Source organism: Rheinheimera tilapiae (genome assembly GCF_042432165.1).
Classification (GTDB): domain Bacteria; phylum Pseudomonadota; class Gammaproteobacteria; order Enterobacterales; family Alteromonadaceae; genus Pararheinheimera; species Pararheinheimera tilapiae.
The window spans coordinates 1,892,530-1,908,466 of the sequence record NZ_JBHLXP010000001.1 but is presented as its reverse complement, the minus strand read 5'-3'; the positions used below and the strand labels follow the sequence as shown (position 1 = coordinate 1,908,466).

The following is a 15,937-nucleotide window of genomic DNA, read 5'->3' as shown; positions in this document are numbered from 1 at the left end:
TCTGAATTGTTTGAATTGCTTATAACAGTAAGTTGTATAACTTATATCAAAACGCTACTTTCGTTTTTAATACCAGCGGGTATGCTGGGGCAAATTTTCTGTCTGTCTGGAGCTCTGTATGGCAAACATTTATGAAGACAACTCATTGTCAATCGGCCGCACGCCGCTGGTCAAATTAAAACGTGTCACGACTGGTAACGTTTACGCAAAAATTGAAGCCCGTAACCCGAGCTTTAGCGTCAAATGCCGTTTAGGCGCCGCCCTGATTTGGGATGCAGAAAAAAAAGGCTTGTTAGGCCCTGGCAAAGAGCTTATTGAGCCAACCTCTGGCAATACCGGTATTGCTTTAGCCTTCGTGGCAGCAAGCCGCGGTTACCCGCTGACGTTAACCATGCCTGCGACGATGAGCTTAGAGCGCCGCAAACTGCTCAAAGCCTTAGGCGCTAACGTGGTGCTGACCGAAGGGCCAAAAGGCATGAAAGGTGCCATTGAAAAAGCCAAAGAAATTCAGGCGTCTGACCCGGATAAATATCTGTTGTTACAGCAGTTTGAAAACCCGGCCAACCCGCAAATTCACTTTGATACTACAGGCCCTGAGATTTGGAATGACACTGACGGCAATGTTGATGTTTTTGTCGCTGGCGTAGGCACCGGCGGGACTATCACAGGTGTCAGTCGCTACATTAAGCTGGAAAAAAAGCACCCGCTGATCAGCGTTGCTGTAGAACCAGCCGACTCGCCGGTCATTAGCCAAAAGCTGGCTGGTGAAGAAATCAAACCTGGCCCACATAAAATTCAGGGGATCGGTGCAGGTTTTATCCCGGGCAACCTGGATTTGGAACTGATTGACCGCGTTGAAACTGTCAGCAACGACGACGCTATTGCGATGGCACATCGCCTGATGAAAGAAGAAGGCATTTTAGCCGGTATTTCTTCCGGAGCTGCTGTAGTCGCCGCGAAACGACTGGCCGAATTGCCTGAATTCGCCGGTAAAAATATCGTCGTGATCCTGCCCTCGTCCGCAGAGCGTTATCTGTCCAGCGCCTTGTTTGCCGACGTATTCACCGAAGCCGAACTACAAGCCTGAACTTAATGCGTTAAGCAAGAAAAAGGCTGCCATGTGCAGCCTTTTTTACTTTACAGCCAACAGCACTTTGCGCACACTGCAGAAAAAATCAGGGAAAAGTTGTTATGTCCACTTTCAAACTATCAGGTCTGCGTATCTTCAGCATCAGCATGGCGGCGTCTTTATTCCTGACAGCTTGTGGTGAGTCATCATCGCCGGCAGCATCCACAGCCACCCAGCCAGACATTCAGGCTGCTGCTGGCTCCGCGGCAACGGCGACCGATTCTCCCGAAGTATCTGCCGTCGATTTTTTCAAAGCCTTGTTGGTCGAGAACGACCTGAAAGAAGCAAAAAGCCATGCGGTGCCATCCCTCAAACGAGTGCTGGATGGTTACGCCTCTGCCAAAGCGGTAGGCCGGACCTTACTGAATATGAGCTTTGATCAGGTCGAAATTACCATCGAAGACACAAATAAGAATGTGCGTGAGTTTTACACTGACAAAGCAGACGTGATGCTGATTTTTACCGGCAAAAAGAACGATGAAAAAGTAGTTAATATGCGGATGGTAAAAATGGAGAAACACGGCGGCAAGTGGTTAGTTGCTGTGATTAAAGATGATCCATTCGCCCGCACCAAAATTTAACCTGAGCGATCACTGCACAGCCCGCCTCCCTGTGGGCTGCTTGTCTCACGCCGGTTAACGCCGGAAAAAACGGTTCAGAGCCGCCTTACAATCGTCGCTGTGTAACAGCTGTTCAAATTCAGCCAGTTCCTGATGTAGTACATGCTGCACTTGTTGGTGCATCGGCTGTTTCAGCAATCGCTTGGATTGCTGGACCGCCTGTGCCGGCAATGCCGCCAACTGCTGTGCTTTTTGCTGTGCCAATCCAAGCAATGCATCCGCAGTCGCCAATTGGTTGACCAGCCCCATTTGCAATGCTTGTGCTCCATCAAAGGCTTCGCCGAGTAATAAGTACTGTGCGGCACGCTGATAGCCGATCAACCGCGGTAATAACAGACTGGACGCGGCCTCCGGGCAAAGCCCCAATGCCGTAAAGGGCAGTTGAAAACGGGCATCCGCAGTCGCATAAACTAAATCACAATGCAGCAGTGCCGTGGTCCCTATGCCGATCGCCAGTCCCGCTACTGCGGCGACCAGCGGCTTATCAAACTGAGATAATATGTGCAGAAACTGCACAGTCGGATGCTCGTGGTTGAGGCTGCCTCCGGCCAGAAAATCCGCTAAATCATTGCCAGCACAAAAACAATTGTCACTGCCAGTCAACAACACCACCCGGATACTGTCATCGCTGCTTGCCTGCTGCAATGCTGCACTAAGTTGCTGATACATCGCTGCTGACAATGCATTTTTTTTCTCTGGCCGCGCCAGCGTCAGTGTCAGAACGCCCTGTTCTGCGACCGCAATAACACTCATGTTGATGATCCTTTGTTTGGTTCTGCTTACTTATTGGCCTTTTGCCACACCTTCGCGGCGCGGATCAGCACCGCCCAGCCAGCCGGCTTTATCACGTTTGATCAGATGCAGGCCACTATTGAGTTCGGTCACACGCACCTGATAGCCCATTTCCTGTAACGGCAAATGCACTAGTGGTGTGCCTTCCTCGACTGCTAATACATCGTTACGGTGGGTAAATTTCGCCAGATCTGCAGCTTGTTGTGGTCCCATTTGCCAGTCGATCATTGCCACCAGTGATTGGGCGACGTAATTAATGATTCGACTGCCGCCTGGCGAACCCGCGATCATCTGCAGCTGATTATGCTGGTCAAACACTAACATCGGCGCCATTGATGATCTTGGCCTTTTACCAGCTTCGACCCGATTAGCGACCCATAAGCCCTTATCGCGCGCCTGCAGGGAAAAATCGGTTAGCTGATTATTCAGCAAATAACCATTGACCATCAGGCCAGAACCAAAAGCATTTTCGATACTGGTAGTCATACTGACGGCATTGCCGTCCTTATCCACCACTGACAAATGACTGGTATTGGCATATTCCAGCGCCTTAGCCTCACCCAGTGGCACCGCCCCTTCCGGTACGCCGGCAGTGATTTGCTGATTATCCGCTTTGAGGTTGATCTGTGCTGCGCGCTGCTTTAAGTAAGCTGGCGCCAATAAGCCAGCGACCGGCACGGGGCTGAATGCAGGGTCTGCGGCATATCGCTCGCGGTCGGCGAACGCCAGCCGGCTGGCCTGACTGATTAAATGCACCGCGGCGACAGACTCAGGCTTTAACGTTTTTAACTCAAAATGATTCAGAATGCCGAGCATTTGCAGCACCGCGATACTGCCTGAGCTTGGTGGCGCCATGCCGCAGACTTTCACCTCGCGGTACGGTGCACAAATTGGATCTCGCCACACCGGCTGATAACTCTGCAGATCTGCGTCCGTCATTTGACCGGGATTGATTGTTGCCTGATTCACTGCACTTATAATCGCTTTGGCATTGTCGCCCTGATAAAAAGCTTGAGGGCCGTCTTTGGCAATACTGCGTAATAATGCTGCGTAAGCCGGGTTTTTTCGCACAAAACCAACCGGTAACGGTTTTCCATCCGGATAAAAGTAATCGCGACTATTTGCAAAGCGCTGCAAGCCTGGATGCCGGCTGCCTGATAGCAGCATGTGCAGCCGTGGTGACACCTTAAAACCTTGCTCGGCCAGCGCTATCGCCGGAGCAAATAATTGTTCCCAGCGCAACTTGCCAAATTTTTGCTGTGCTTGTGCCAGTGCTGCTATCACGCCCGGCGTGCCGACGGCTTTACCGCCAACAAACGCCTGCGGCCAATCCAGCAGTTTTCCATCCTGCACAAACCAATCCGGTGTTGCAGCCGCCGGCGCAGTCTCACGACCATCCAACGTATGTAACTGCTTCGTTTTGTCCTGCCACGCCAACATAAACAGGCCACCACCGATGCCGGAACTTTGCGGCTCGACCAAACCCAGCACCAATTGCATCGCGACAGCAGCATCCACCGCGGTGCCGCCTAATTGCAACATCTGATAACCGGCTTCAGATGCATAAGGATTTGCGGATACCACCATAAACTGACGCGCCCTGACTTGCTGCTTATGCTGAATGCCGGTTGCAGACTCCGGATCTTGCTGACCTGCCGCTTGCGCCACAGTAATCAGACCGAACGACTGCATCAATAAAGCGGATCCCCACAACAAGCGAGTACAAAAACGAAGATGAAACATAAGCAGACACAACTCTTTCAACTGCAAAAATCCACCTTAACGCAGAACCGACGCGCTCTGCAATGACATCAGCCGGTACAGACCGGGGTTCTGCCGCAGGCTTGGAAAATCAGTGTAAATCAGGTAAAACTAAAGCCACAATTGCGTTACACTGCATGCTGTTACCCTGTTGAGGTTCTGCTTTGAAGTTTTCTGCGTTGTTTACCACTTGTTGTGCTCCTCTCGCCTTATTGGGGCTGACCTTGTTACTGGCGGTGTTCAGTACTGAACTGACCCCATTGCTACAGTTTGACCGGCAGGCAGTCTTCGCTGGTGAGTGGTGGCGGTTATGGACGGGTCATTTGCTGCACACCAACAGCTGGCATCTGGCGATGAATCTGGCTGGATTGGTCGTGATCACTGCGTTACACGGTAGTTATTATCAGCGCTGGCAATTTTTGTTTTTGTTGCTGTGTGGATTTTTACTGATTAGCCTCGGTTTATTGTTCTGGAGCCCGGCGATTGGCTTATATGTCGGCTTATCGGGTTGGTTACACACTCTGCTGGTGTATGGCGCCTGTGAAGATGTACGACGCCACTGGTCGAGTGGCTGGTTGATCTTAGCAGGGGTGGCTGCAAAGGTCGGATGGGAGCAATGGCACGGCGCCAGCGGCGATTTGGTGTTATTGATCGAAGCCGATGTCGCCACAGACGCCCATCTGTATGGTGCCATTTGCGGCGTCTTGTTGTTCGGCGTATTGCACAGCTTCCAGCAGATCCGGCGCCACAGTTAAAATGGCGGAGGCTGGCTGAATTCGAGCCACTGGCCGCTTCTCGGATGGATAAATCTAATAAAACAAGCGTGCAGACAAAGACGATCTGCTTGCTGTTGTATCTCCAGCGGTGCATAAAACTCATCACCAAGGATTGGATGACCAAGACTTGCCAGATGCAGACGCAACTGGTGCGACCGACCTGTTAGCGGTTCCAGCAACACCCGACTGACCTGGTTGTCCTGCATGAAACTCAGTCGCTGGTAATGTGTGAGAGACGCTTTGCCATGTTCGGCACAGATCTTATACAGAGGCCGGCGAGCCTCATCTGCCGCAATTGGCAGGTCGATGTCACCCTCTGCTGAAATTTCCCCGGCGACCAGTGCTTGATACTGCTTACCAATGGTCCGGGCCTGAAACTGCTTACTGAGCTCAGACAGCGCCTGTTTGTGTAGCGGCAACAACACAATTCCCGACGTATCATAATCGAGCCGGTGTACCACTTGAGCTCCTGGAAACTCATTTTGCACCCTGCTAACCAGGCAATCCCGGTTTGCTGGGTGCCGTCCCGGTACTGTCAGAAGACGCGTAGGTTTGTTGACGACCACTAAATCTTCGTCCTGATACAGTAATTGCCAGCGTTCAGTGGTGGCGGGCAATACCGCAAGGTCGGTCAGGTCAGTCATTACAAGGCTCAAACAGGCTACAAAGGCCGGCATTATAAAAGCAGCTGTTGCCGATCGCCAGAAATTCGCTAGAATCCGTGTTTTTGCTATTGAGCTGCCATTTTGTCTGACGCTTTCATTTATCAGCCGCCCGGCGCGCCCTGGCCAAAAATCCTTTACCAGGATAAGGATCTGTTGGTCGTTGAAAAACCTTCCGGTCTGCTGAGCAATCCGGGCCGGGGTGACCACTTACAAGATTCAGTACAACAGCGTCTGGCACAGCAATTTAGCCCACTGTATCTGATCCACCGCTTGGACATGGCTACTTCAGGTCTGATGGTGTTTGCGTTACGGAAAAAAGCTGAAGTCGCGTTAAAACAACAGTTCGCCAGCCGACTCGTGGAAAAAACCTATCTCGCCCGAGTCGCCGGCATCCCACCAGTTTCTGCCGGGTTAATAGATTTACCGCTCGCTGCGTCCCCGCAGTATTCGCCTGGGCTCGCACCGCGCCATCAGATCTGTCACGAACGTGGTAAAACCGCACAAACCTTCTACCGGCTGTTGTGGCAGGATCAGGCTTCTGCGTTACTGCAGTTAAAACCGATCACCGGACGCTCACATCAACTGCGGGTGCATTTGGCAAGTCTCGGCCACCCGATCCTTGGAGATGCTATTTATGCGACGCAGGACCAGCAACAAGCTGCAACGCGTTTGCTGCTGCACGCGACTGAACTGACTTTTAGTCACCCCTACAGCGGCGAACGTCTGCAGTTTGTTTGCCCACCAGAGCTACCTGAATTTGGCCCGAATAAGTTACCACCATTATTTTCAGCTGAGCAAATGCTCTGTGTCTCGACCGGATTTGTCGCGCGCTGAACTGCGCGGTCTGCCAGAAGACGAGTCTTGTCACAAAGCCCGCGCTGCTGCACAATTCACTTGGTGTATCTTGCGGATTTTTCGGGAATTTTATGTTTCGGATCGCTTTGGCTGGGCTTGGTGACATTGCGCAAAAAGCCTATTTACCACTGGTCTGCCAGCATCCGCAGATCTCGCCAATTTTGTGTAGTCGCAATGACGATATCCTTCGACAGTTAGGTCGACAATACCGCGTCAATAATTGTTACAGCGACTTTGCTACGATGCTGACAAGTCGTCCTGATGCGGTGATGCTGCATAGCAGCACCAGTAGTCATTTTCAGCTGGCAACGGCTGTGCTCGAGGCAGGCATTGCGCTATTTATCGACAAACCGATTTGTGACACGCTGGCACAAACCGAGCAATTACTGACACTTGCTGCTGATAACAATCTGCCTTTTGTCGTTGGCTTTAACCGTCGCTTTGCACCGCTTTATCAGACGCCACTGTTTGCTCGTCAATCAGGCTCGGATCTGCAGACCCTGCACTATCAAAAACACCGGCATTTACACAGTGCAGTGCCACGTCAGTTGATTTTTGACGATTTTATTCATCTGATTGATTTATTGGTGCTGGCCGCCGGGCTGACCGATATCGCTGACATCAACATCCAGCATAATTTTGTGCGCGATCAGCAATTGCTGCAAAAAGTACGGCTGCAATTTACCCATCGTGGCCGGGATTTTAGTGCCATCATGGACCGTCGCGCCGGCGCCAGTTTTGAACGGCTCGAGGTCTTTGCCAAAGATCAGTACTGGCAGATCGATAATCTGCGGTGTGGTCAGCACAGTGTCGCCGGTATATTGCAGCCGCTCGGTTTTGGCGATTGGGTGCCAACCCTGACCCAACGCGGTTTCAGCGCCATGTTGGAAGACTGGCTGACCGAACTTGCTACCGGCAAAACCAATCTGCAGCGTCTGCAACAATATCGCCTCAGTCACCAGATCGCGGAACAGCTAACCTTAGAAGCTGAAGCCTTTTTACAGCTGCCTTAAATGACAAACTTCAAAAGCAAAAAGCCCCGATTTTCGGGGCTTTTCATTTTTACAATATTCTGTCGGTTACAGCGTACGGTCAAACAGTTTTTCAATCCGGCGGTATTCGTCCAGCCAGCTGCTGGGCTGACGGAACCCATGCGGTTCTACCGGGAAAATTGCTGTTTCGAAGCTATTGATTTCATGTTCAATCAGCCGTTGTACTATGCGTACCGAGTCCTGGAAAAACACGTTGTCATCAACCATCGGCGAGTTAATCAGCAACTGACCTTTTAAGCCTTCGGTGAAATAAATTGGCGAACTGCGCTCATAGGCAATCGGGTCAACATCGGGTGTATTGAGGATGTTTGCCGTATACGGGTGGTTGTAATAAGCCCAGTCGCCAACCGGCCGTAGCGCAGAGCCAGCCTTAAACAGTTCAGGTTGCTTGAACATCGCCATAAAGGTCACAAAGCCACCGTAAGAACCACCATAAGTGCCGATGCGTGCCCGATCCACATGCGCATTGTCGACCAGCCAATTCACACCATCGGCCAAATCTTCAATTTCCGGGGTACCCATCTGCCGGTAAATCGCGGTGCGCCAATCACGGCCATAACCTTTTGATGCCCGGTAATCCATATCCAGTACGACATAACCTTTTTGAGTCAGCAAGTTATGAAAAAAGAACTCACGAAAGTAACTGGACCAGCCTAAATCACTGTTTTGCAGATAACCGGCACCGTGGTTAAAAATGACGGCGCGACGTTTTTCACCTTGTTTGTAGTCTTTGGGTAAGTACAGCTTGGCATACACCGGCGCTTTGCCGTGGCTGGAAGGCACAGCAACAACCTGTGGTGCCTGCAGTGCCATATTCTGCAATTCTTTCGAGACGGTATAAGTCAGGCGTTTTAGTGGCGCACTGGGCTGATTATCCATCACGTATAGCTCTTCCGGCAGTAAAGACGTGGAGTAACGCACCAGCAGTTTTTGTTCATCCGGCGACAGTTTAAAGGTCAAATTGCCGCTCAGTTGGGTCAGCGCAGTGGTTTTGCCACTGTCCAGCGCAACTTTAAACACATTGTAGATGCCGGGATGCTGGGCATTGGCGCGATAGTACACGCTGCGGCCGTCTTTACTCAGTACCGGCTGACTCACTTCAAAACTACCGCTGGTCAGCTTTTTCGCCTCGCCTTTGAGCGGTTTCAGATACAAATGCGAGTAGCCACTTTGTTCCGACAGGAAATACAGCTGGTTGTCATACGCCCAGCCAAAGTTGTTGAAGTCGTAGTTGATCCAAGCGTCATCATGTAAACGATGTTGTTCAACAAAACCGGCTTTTTTAAAATCGACAGTGGCTAGCCAGCGGTCCTTGTTGTCCCATGCTTTGAGCATTAAAGCGACCTGGCTGCCGTCGGCATTCCAGCGAATAGCAGACTGATCCCAGCTCCAGTCGTTGATGAGCGTGATAGCGCGTGGCTTTTTCTCAGATTTATAAGTTTTGCCATGACGTTTGGCATTTTCCGCTTTAACACTGGCTAATACGTCTTCATCAAACCCGGACAGCACGTCTTGTTTCAGTTCTTTCGCTTCCGCTGTTACCAGGTCTACCAGGAAAAATTGCTCAGGCTCTGGTTTCTGATCATTGACGCGCCGGCGTACCGGCTGCGCGGCAATATCACCATTACCGGTAATGTAATTCGGCATGATATCGCGTTCGTCATTCCAACGGGTTTTAGCACCTAACGCCAGCACCAGCTTGCTGCCATCCGGTGACAAAGCTGCGTCGGAAATCTGTTTATCTTTGCCCAAATACACCGGTGCCACTGCCACAGTATTGTTGGCTTTGCGCAGAGCTTCCTGCTGCTGATATAAATCCAGCGCGTTTTTATGCTCAAGCGCGACGAATTTAATCAGCTTATGCTGTTCTTCTGCCAGATAACCCTGCGGGGCTGGCGGTGCAGTTGGTGCGTCTTCCAGTTTGAGGCTGGCCAATTGCACATGCAAACCACTATTTAAATCAACGGCATAAAAATCCCAGCCCTGGCGCCAGGCGACCCGGCCGTTGGTCAAAAACTGCAGTGCAAGCCGGTTATCATTACTGCGCGTCAGCTGGCTGATCTTGCCGTCACTGAGGCTTTTGACAAACACATTGCCTTCGAAGATCCAGCCGGCAAATTTCCGATCGGCGGAAAACACCTGTTCTGCTGCGCCGACATCATCTAAGTCATTGAGCGCTACCTGAGTACTCTGACCGCCGTTGATCCCCACCTGATGCCAGTCACGTAATTCATTGCCGGCTTGTTTGCGCTGATAAATCAATGATTGACTATCAGCAGACCAATAGGCCAGTTCCGGCTGACGTCCGAGCCAGTCCTGATGCGCCATTGCTTGTTCGATCGTCATAGCTACAGCGCCACTCTGGCCCTGAATTTGTTGCGTTTGCAGATTAAAACGATCGGCCTCGCGCTCGGCGAATACCGGGGTTGTGCATAAAATGGCGGTTAGAGCGAGTGCGATGGTGCTGTACTGGAGTTTTTTCATATTGTGAAGCCAGACCTGAACTGAGATTGTGGACAGAGCCTGTTGTTATACAAAGCAAGTCCACCAAATTCAATCTTCTGCGCCACAATAGCCATAGACCGGGACCAAATGCCCGGCCTTGATGGCTGTTTACATGGTCAGACTCAGGCCGCCAGGTCTGCCGTTAATGACTGGATTTGAGCACTGGCAGCAGACAACGCCTGTGCCGCAGTGTCTGGCCCCATATTCAGGCCTTCTGCGTAGACAAAATGCAGGTCCTTCAGACCAATGAAGTTGAAGAAGCTCTTGAGGAATGGGGTCTGTGAATCAGCTGGCAGATCTTTGTAAATACCGCCGCGGGTCGCGAAAATCACCACTGGCTTATCAGCCAGCAAACCGACCGGACCTTGCTCAGTATATTTAAATGTAATACCAGCGCGAGCCAAGCGGTCAAACCAGGCTTTTAGTTGGCTCGGTACGCCGAAATTGTACATTGGCACGCCTAATAAAATGACATCCGCTGCCTGTACTTGGGCGATAGCGTTATCTGACAATGCTGCAAGTGCCGTTTGTTCCGGGCTACGGTTATCAGTTGGCGTCATCCAGGCGCCAATTTCATTCATCGCCAGATGCGGAAAACCGTTGCTGACCAAATCGAGGTCTTCACGACTGAAACCGGCCGGTAAGGCGTTAATAAACTGTTCGATCAGTTGATTTGACTTACCTTGCTCACCACTGACAGAACTTTGAACAACCAGTACTTTTTTCATTTGCCTTTTCCTCGAAGAATGTTGAAGCGGGTTTCAACGGATAGCACCAGCTTAAATCACACTTAATCGAAAATATATCGCATTTAACTGCACGAATCATTCTATATTTTAGAATGATATTTCTTTTATGCCGACTGAACCAGGGCAATAGGCATTGCGTATAACGGATACTACTCAGCGACTCGGAAGATTAAATAATGGATTTGATGATGACAGCAAGGCATCATGGCCCCGAACCTTCCACACCAGTACTGGTATCCGACAGGACATTGAATTTGGCGACGACTGAATCGGTAAACCGTGACTTGGGCCAATGGGAACAAGCACTGGCACTGGTCGCACTGACCCGCGACAAACAGGCTTATCAAGAGCTGTTTGGCTACTTTGCGCCACGGTTGCGCGCTTTTGGTATCAAAATGTTCGGTAACGAACAGCAAGCACTGGAGATGGTGCAGGATACCCTGCTGAATGTCTGGCAGAAAGCTGCTTTGTTCGACCCGACCCGCGGCTGTGCATCGACCTGGATTTTCACCATCGCGCGGAACGTGCGCTTTGACATGCTGAGAAAAAAGCAAAGCCGCAAAGACGACATTTCTGCAGATGATTTATGGGCTGATGGTGATTATCCGGAAGCTGAAGACCATCAGACGCAAAAGTGGGAGCTTTGGCTAATAACTGAAAAGCTGGCACCGCATTTTGCTGCACTGCCGCCTGCGCAGCGCACAGTGATGGAGAAAGTGTATCTCGAAGAGATGTCACATCAGGAAGTATCTGATTTATTAAGTATTCCGCTGGGTACTGTGAAATCCCGTATCCGTTTGGCATTAGACCGATTAAGAGAGGCGTTGGATGACTCAGAGCGTTAATCATCACCCGAGCATCAGTCTGCTTGAATTGTATTGTGATGGCAGTCTGAACGCAGAAGTAGCCCTACTGGTGGCAACCCATCTGGACTACTGTCCACATTGCCAACAATTGCGGCACGATATTGAAACCGACCTAGGCGCCCAACTGGCGGCATCAACACCGGCATCGCAGGATCTGCATAGCGCCGACTGGTTGGAGATGTTGAACAGCATTGTGGCAACACCACAACTGCCAAGAACAGCAGCCAGTCCGGCGCAGTCTGCTGAACAACTGATCCAGATTGGTAGTTACCAGTTTGAGTTGCCGCGTAGTTTGCGCAGAGTTGCGTCAAAACGCAGCAAATGGCTCAGCATGGGCGGCATCGCGACAGCCCGCCTACCATCTGGCGAGCCACATCATGCTTCTTTACTCTTTATCGATAAACACACTGATGTGCCGTTACACACACATCAGGGCTTAGAGATGACCTTAGTGCTGGCCGGGGAAATGGTCGACGAAAACGGCCATTATGTGCCGGGCGATTTAATCATTAACTCGCCGGATGACACGCACAAACCGCGCAACATCAGCGATGAGCCTTGTTTGTGTTTGTCGGTGTTGAGCGCGCCACTGCAGTTCAAAGAAGGTCTGACTCGCTGGCTGAACCCGCTGCAACGCTTTTTTTATTAAGCGTGAGCCAAAGGCATGCAAAAAACCCGCTGAATGCGGGTTTTTTATTGTTCCGATGCTGGTCAGCTCAACTTAACAACGCCACGCCACCCTTGAGGTTATACACCTGGTCAAAGCCAAGCCGGTTTAGGATCTTAGCTGCTAACAAACTGCGGTTACCCGAGCGGCAGACCAGCAACAGCTGCTGCGAAGGATGCAGCGCCCCGCTCATCAATGCCCAGGCTAATTGTGACAATGGCCAGTGTTGCACTGTTGCATTGGCAGGCAATAATGGCGCCAGTTCACCGGCGTTCTGTTCATGCGGTTCACGGACATCAACAATTTGCAGTGTGGGATTATGCAACAATAAAGCTGCGATCTCGGCCGGTCCTATCAGTGCTTTAGCATCAGAATAACTGACTTCGACAATGCCACATTGGTACTGACTTTGTTGTTGTAACGACAAGGCTTGTTGTTGCAAAGTCTGCTGCCACGTTTCGGTCAGTTTGCCGCTGCTAACCAAATCTGCCAACCCCGGCACTTCCTGACACACCAGTTGCCAGGTCGTGAAAAACCGCTGCGCATAATCATGGCTGGACAACAACAGCGTCTCGCCATGCAGCACTGACTTCAGTTGCTGCAGGCTATGCACAAAGGCCTGACTGTCAGCACCAGCCAGGTCGAGCCGGCCAAAGCCGCCAGGCAACAACAGATCACCGACAAAGGCGCCGAGGATTTGCTGGTGTTGATACAACAAATAGCTCTGCCCATCCGGGCTATGGCCTGGTGTCGCCAGACGCTCTAACTGGTAATCGCCAATCTGCAGATTGATCATGCCCTGTGGCCAGCCAAGCAGGTCGGTATCCGCCGGCAATGCGGGTTGTCCCAAGGCATTTAACAGATCGAGCCGTACCGACGGATGATCCTGATGCTGATGTGTCTCCAGTACGGCCTTTAAATGCAAACCCTGGCCCTGCACCAGATTCACCAGTCGGTTCACTAAAGGCTCGACCGGATCAATGATCACGGCATCGCGGCTTTGTGGACAAACCAGCAGATAACTGCATAAGTCTTCGTACTTAAACTGACTTAAACCCGGCATTGGCGCGGTGGAGGTTGTTTGCGCATCACTAAGCACCAAACAACAGTTGCGCACGACCGGGACGAGCCGTCGAATAGCGGCACAAGCTGCTGACAGCTCAGCTGCGCTCATGGCCGGACCAAATGACAGCCGCACAGCACCTTCACTACGCCAGGAAGCCAGTCCCATCGCATCAAGTACAAAACTGCCGGTGGCTTTAGAACTGCAGGCAGAACCAGCACTGACGCGAATACTACCGGCATCAAACAAGTCCAGAATGTCTTTGCTCAAAAACCCAGGCACGGAGAAATTGATCGTCGTCGGCACGATATGAGGAACATCACTATTCAACACCAGTTGCGGAAATAATTCAGTCAGCGCGCTGAGCAGTTGCTGGCGATACTGCCATAGTGTCGCTTCGCTCTGAAACACCGAACCGACAGACTTTAACAACTCAGTGAAAATGGCATGCAGTGCCGCGATTCCCGGCAGGTTTTCAGTCCCGGAACGCGCGCCGCTCTCCTGACCGCCGCCGGCAATAAATGGCTGATACGGGGTGTTCTGGCGAACATACAAAAAGCCGATACCTTTAGGCGCATATAACTTGTGACCACTGAACGGCGCATAGTCAATACTGGTATTGGCGATATCTAAGCTCATTTTGCCCAGTGCCTGCACACAATCGACCATCCAGCGAACTTGTGGATTCACGCTGCGGATCAACTGCTCCAGCTTCAGCAAATCTTGTTTCACACCGGTTTCATTATTGGCTGCCATGGTACAGATCATGGCAGCTTTGGGTAATAACAAGGTCAATGCCTGCGTATCAAGGATACCGTGGCTGTCGACAGGTATCGCTTGTACAGTCGCGCCAAGCTGTAAGACATGATTCCAGTGCTTCAGGCTTTCCGGCACCGCTTTATGTTCAGTCGCACCATACAGCAACAAAGTCTCAGGGCCGTGCAGACCACGACTGCGCGCATCAAGCAGCGCTGACACAATCGACGTCTGAATGCCCTCGGTCGCACCAGAGGTAAACACAATTTGCCCGCTGCTGGCACCAATCACCTGACGCGCCAGCTGCCGGGTCAACTCCAGCTCAACTTTAGCTTTAATACCGGTACTGTGGCTGCTGCTTGGGTTGCCAAAACAGGTCTGCATATGATGCAACACCGCTTGGGCGGCACAAGGTAGCACAGCCGTTGTCGCATTGTTATCCAGATAAACTTCCGCCTGACAGCGGCTATCGCGATGTTGCAACATGATGAGACCTATATAACCAGATGGAATATCTTATATTCGATAATGATATGGAGTTCAGCCATAACTGACAAGACATTATTGGCCCGACAAGTGCGGATTGCTACGCCTGCTCGAAATCTCTGCAACGGTTCCCGTAAAGCGCTGGATATAGTTTCTGTGCATCAGTGCGAAGCGCCATCTACCGCGTATGCCACGGTCATTGACGGAGCAAGTGACATTCAACCGGCAACGGGCCAAATTGTCGGCCTGTCAAAATTCCGGGTCCACTGTACTATCCATCTCTGGATAGCACCGAAAAGCTCCGGGTACCGGGTACCGGGTACCGCGTACCTGCATTTCCGGTATACCATCCATCCTCGGATAAAAAAAACGCCGCATTAAGCGGCGTTTAAAATTATTCGACCAGATCTTTTGGAATGTCCGGACGCAATGCCGACCAGACTTTGCCGGATTCTTTACCATATTTGCGTACCGCCAGCACCACTTCGTCATGCTTACCGGCTTCAGCGTACAGTTTCAGCTGATGGTAATAACGCCGCGCCAATTCACGCGATTCCGGCTGAGAGAAGTAGAAAGTAGCAATACGACGGTACAAACCGCGGAAACCGTTGAGGATCAACACATAAATCCGGTTCGCAGAGTGCAGCGCCAGTTCATGATTAAGGTTGTAATCGAAATCAGCAAAGGCTTCCGGGGTATCTTCGAGTTGTTCAGCGCCGGCAAACGCTGCGGTAGCTTCTGCCTGATGATTTTTAATGGCGCCGCGAATATAAATAGCACTGATATTGGTACGGGCAGATAACAATTCATCAACCAGTTCCGGCATCCGATCCTGATCAAGCCGGGCTAAGGTCTCAAGAATATTCAGGCCCGACGTCTCCCAGAAATTGTTCACCCGGGTCGGTTTGCCATGCTGAATTGTCAGCCAGCCGTCCCGCGCCAAACGTTGCAATACTTCCCGTAACGTCGTCCGGGTGACGCCAATCAGCTCAGATAGCTCACGTTCGGCTGGCAAAATGGAACCAGGCGCAAACTTGCCGTTCCAGATCGATTCAACGATATACTCTTCAGCGAAGCCTGCGGGGCTCTGGGCTTTGATCAGGTTTGTCATCCGGATTTGTCCGTTATAGTTGTAATGAATGGAAAATTGGCACTGATTGTACCAGAGGCGATTCAGTTAACAAGCCATCGACCG

14 protein-coding genes are annotated in these 15,937 nt (G+C 51.2%); 7 read left to right on the top strand and 7 right to left on the bottom strand.

All coding sequences use genetic code 11. The annotated features are described in order from the left end of the window. Nucleotides 1–118 precede the first annotated feature (118 nt). Together cysK and ACFFJP_RS08270 are read left to right on the top strand one after the other, a co-directional pair. The gene (gene cysK / locus ACFFJP_RS08275) at nt 119–1,087 is read left to right on the top strand and encodes a cysteine synthase A (RefSeq protein WP_377242316.1); all 969 of its coding nucleotides are present in this window, start codon (nt 119–121) and stop codon (nt 1,085–1,087) included. 104 nt (nt 1,088–1,191) lie between these two features. Then, on the top strand, nt 1,192–1,710 hold the full coding sequence (locus ACFFJP_RS08270; RefSeq protein WP_377242314.1) for a hypothetical protein: 519 nt from the start codon (nt 1,192–1,194) through the stop codon (nt 1,708–1,710). Between the two features lie 54 nt (nt 1,711–1,764). Here the strand turns inward: ACFFJP_RS08270 and ACFFJP_RS08265 are convergent, their stop codons facing one another. Both ACFFJP_RS08265 and ggt read right to left on the bottom strand, forming a co-directional pair. Further along, nucleotides 1,765–2,502 carry an enoyl-CoA hydratase-related protein gene (locus tag ACFFJP_RS08265; protein ID WP_377242312.1) on the bottom strand — a complete coding sequence of 246 codons (738 nt, stop codon included), beginning with the start codon at nt 2,500–2,502 and terminating at the stop codon, nt 1,765–1,767. Between the two features lie 30 nt (nt 2,503–2,532). Continuing rightward, a complete protein-coding gene (gene ggt / locus ACFFJP_RS08260; RefSeq protein ID WP_377242310.1) occupies nt 2,533–4,284 on the bottom strand; it encodes a gamma-glutamyltransferase in 1,752 nt (583 codons plus the stop codon). 182 nt (nt 4,285–4,466) lie between these two features. Here ggt and rrtA point away from each other — a divergent pair, with 182 nt between their 5' ends. Beyond that, nucleotides 4,467–5,057 (top strand): rhombosortase, encoded by a 591-nt coding sequence (gene rrtA, locus ACFFJP_RS08255; protein WP_377242308.1) that lies wholly within the window; start codon nt 4,467–4,469, stop codon nt 5,055–5,057. On the opposite strand, the gene ACFFJP_RS08250 is transcribed toward rrtA, so the two are convergent. Beyond that, complete coding sequence (locus ACFFJP_RS08250) at nt 5,054–5,722, bottom strand: RluA family pseudouridine synthase (protein ID WP_377242306.1); 669 nt, start codon at nt 5,720–5,722, stop codon at nt 5,054–5,056. The two genes, rrtA and ACFFJP_RS08250, sit on opposite strands and share 4 nt — an antisense overlap. 102 nt (nt 5,723–5,824) lie before the next feature. Between ACFFJP_RS08250 and ACFFJP_RS08245 the strand changes: the two genes are divergently transcribed. Together ACFFJP_RS08245 and ACFFJP_RS08240 are read left to right on the top strand one after the other, a co-directional pair. Then, entirely contained in the window at nt 5,825–6,577 is a 753-nt protein-coding gene (locus ACFFJP_RS08245) for an RluA family pseudouridine synthase (protein WP_377242304.1), read from the top strand. A gap of 92 nt (nt 6,578–6,669) precedes the next feature. After that, nucleotides 6,670–7,611, top strand: a complete 942-nt coding sequence (locus tag ACFFJP_RS08240; protein ID WP_377242301.1) for a Gfo/Idh/MocA family protein — start codon at nt 6,670–6,672, stop codon at nt 7,609–7,611. Nucleotides 7,612–7,677: 66 nt separating this feature from the next. Here the strand turns inward: ACFFJP_RS08240 and ACFFJP_RS08235 are convergent, their stop codons facing one another. Beyond that, nucleotides 7,678–10,134: a S9 family peptidase gene (locus ACFFJP_RS08235; protein WP_377242299.1), complete on the bottom strand. Its 2,457-nt coding sequence runs from the start codon at nt 10,132–10,134 to the stop codon at nt 7,678–7,680. A 143-nt stretch (nt 10,135–10,277) separates the two neighbouring features. Then, complete coding sequence (locus tag ACFFJP_RS08230) at nt 10,278–10,883, bottom strand: FMN-dependent NADH-azoreductase (protein WP_377242297.1); 606 nt, start codon at nt 10,881–10,883, stop codon at nt 10,278–10,280. A gap of 197 nt (nt 10,884–11,080) precedes the next feature. Between ACFFJP_RS08230 and ACFFJP_RS08225 the strand changes: the two genes are divergently transcribed. Together ACFFJP_RS08225 and ACFFJP_RS08220 are read left to right on the top strand one after the other, a co-directional pair. Further along, nucleotides 11,081–11,749 carry a sigma-70 family RNA polymerase sigma factor gene (locus ACFFJP_RS08225; protein WP_377242295.1) on the top strand — a complete coding sequence of 223 codons (669 nt, stop codon included), beginning with the start codon at nt 11,081–11,083 and terminating at the stop codon, nt 11,747–11,749. Then, nucleotides 11,733–12,419, top strand: a complete 687-nt coding sequence (locus tag ACFFJP_RS08220) for a ChrR family anti-sigma-E factor (protein WP_377242293.1) — start codon at nt 11,733–11,735, stop codon at nt 12,417–12,419. The genes ACFFJP_RS08225 and ACFFJP_RS08220 overlap by 17 nt, the downstream gene beginning before the upstream one ends. A 67-nt stretch (nt 12,420–12,486) precedes the next feature. Here the strand turns inward: ACFFJP_RS08220 and ACFFJP_RS08215 are convergent, their stop codons facing one another. Both ACFFJP_RS08215 and fadR read right to left on the bottom strand, forming a co-directional pair. After that, nucleotides 12,487–14,742, bottom strand: a complete 2,256-nt coding sequence (locus ACFFJP_RS08215) for an aminotransferase class V-fold PLP-dependent enzyme (protein ID WP_377242291.1) — start codon at nt 14,740–14,742, stop codon at nt 12,487–12,489. Between the two features lie 394 nt (nt 14,743–15,136). Further along, nucleotides 15,137–15,853, bottom strand: a complete 717-nt coding sequence (gene fadR, locus ACFFJP_RS08210; RefSeq protein WP_377242289.1) for a fatty acid metabolism transcriptional regulator FadR — start codon at nt 15,851–15,853, stop codon at nt 15,137–15,139. Nucleotides 15,854–15,937: the final 84 nt, after the last annotated feature.

Coding starts and splice junctions, on each gene's coding strand:
- cysK (WP_377242316.1), top strand. CDS start 119: ATGGCAAACATTTATGAAGACAACTCATTGTCAATCGGCCGCACGCCG.
- ACFFJP_RS08270 (WP_377242314.1), top strand. CDS start 1,192: ATGTCCACTTTCAAACTATCAGGTCTGCGTATCTTCAGCATCAGCATG.
- ACFFJP_RS08265 (WP_377242312.1), bottom strand. CDS start 2,502: ATGAGTGTTATTGCGGTCGCAGAACAGGGCGTTCTGACACTGACGCTG.
- ggt (WP_377242310.1), bottom strand. CDS start 4,284: ATGTTTCATCTTCGTTTTTGTACTCGCTTGTTGTGGGGATCCGCTTTA.
- ACFFJP_RS08250 (WP_377242306.1), bottom strand. CDS start 5,722: ATGACTGACCTGACCGACCTTGCGGTATTGCCCGCCACCACTGAACGC.
- ACFFJP_RS08240 (WP_377242301.1), top strand. CDS start 6,670: ATGTTTCGGATCGCTTTGGCTGGGCTTGGTGACATTGCGCAAAAAGCC.
- ACFFJP_RS08235 (WP_377242299.1), bottom strand. CDS start 10,134: ATGAAAAAACTCCAGTACAGCACCATCGCACTCGCTCTAACCGCCATT.
- ACFFJP_RS08230 (WP_377242297.1), bottom strand. CDS start 10,883: ATGAAAAAAGTACTGGTTGTTCAAAGTTCTGTCAGTGGTGAGCAAGGT.
- ACFFJP_RS08225 (WP_377242295.1), top strand. CDS start 11,081: ATGGATTTGATGATGACAGCAAGGCATCATGGCCCCGAACCTTCCACA.
- ACFFJP_RS08220 (WP_377242293.1), top strand. CDS start 11,733: ATGACTCAGAGCGTTAATCATCACCCGAGCATCAGTCTGCTTGAATTG.
- ACFFJP_RS08215 (WP_377242291.1), bottom strand. CDS start 14,742: ATGTTGCAACATCGCGATAGCCGCTGTCAGGCGGAAGTTTATCTGGAT.
- fadR (WP_377242289.1), bottom strand. CDS start 15,853: ATGACAAACCTGATCAAAGCCCAGAGCCCCGCAGGCTTCGCTGAAGAG.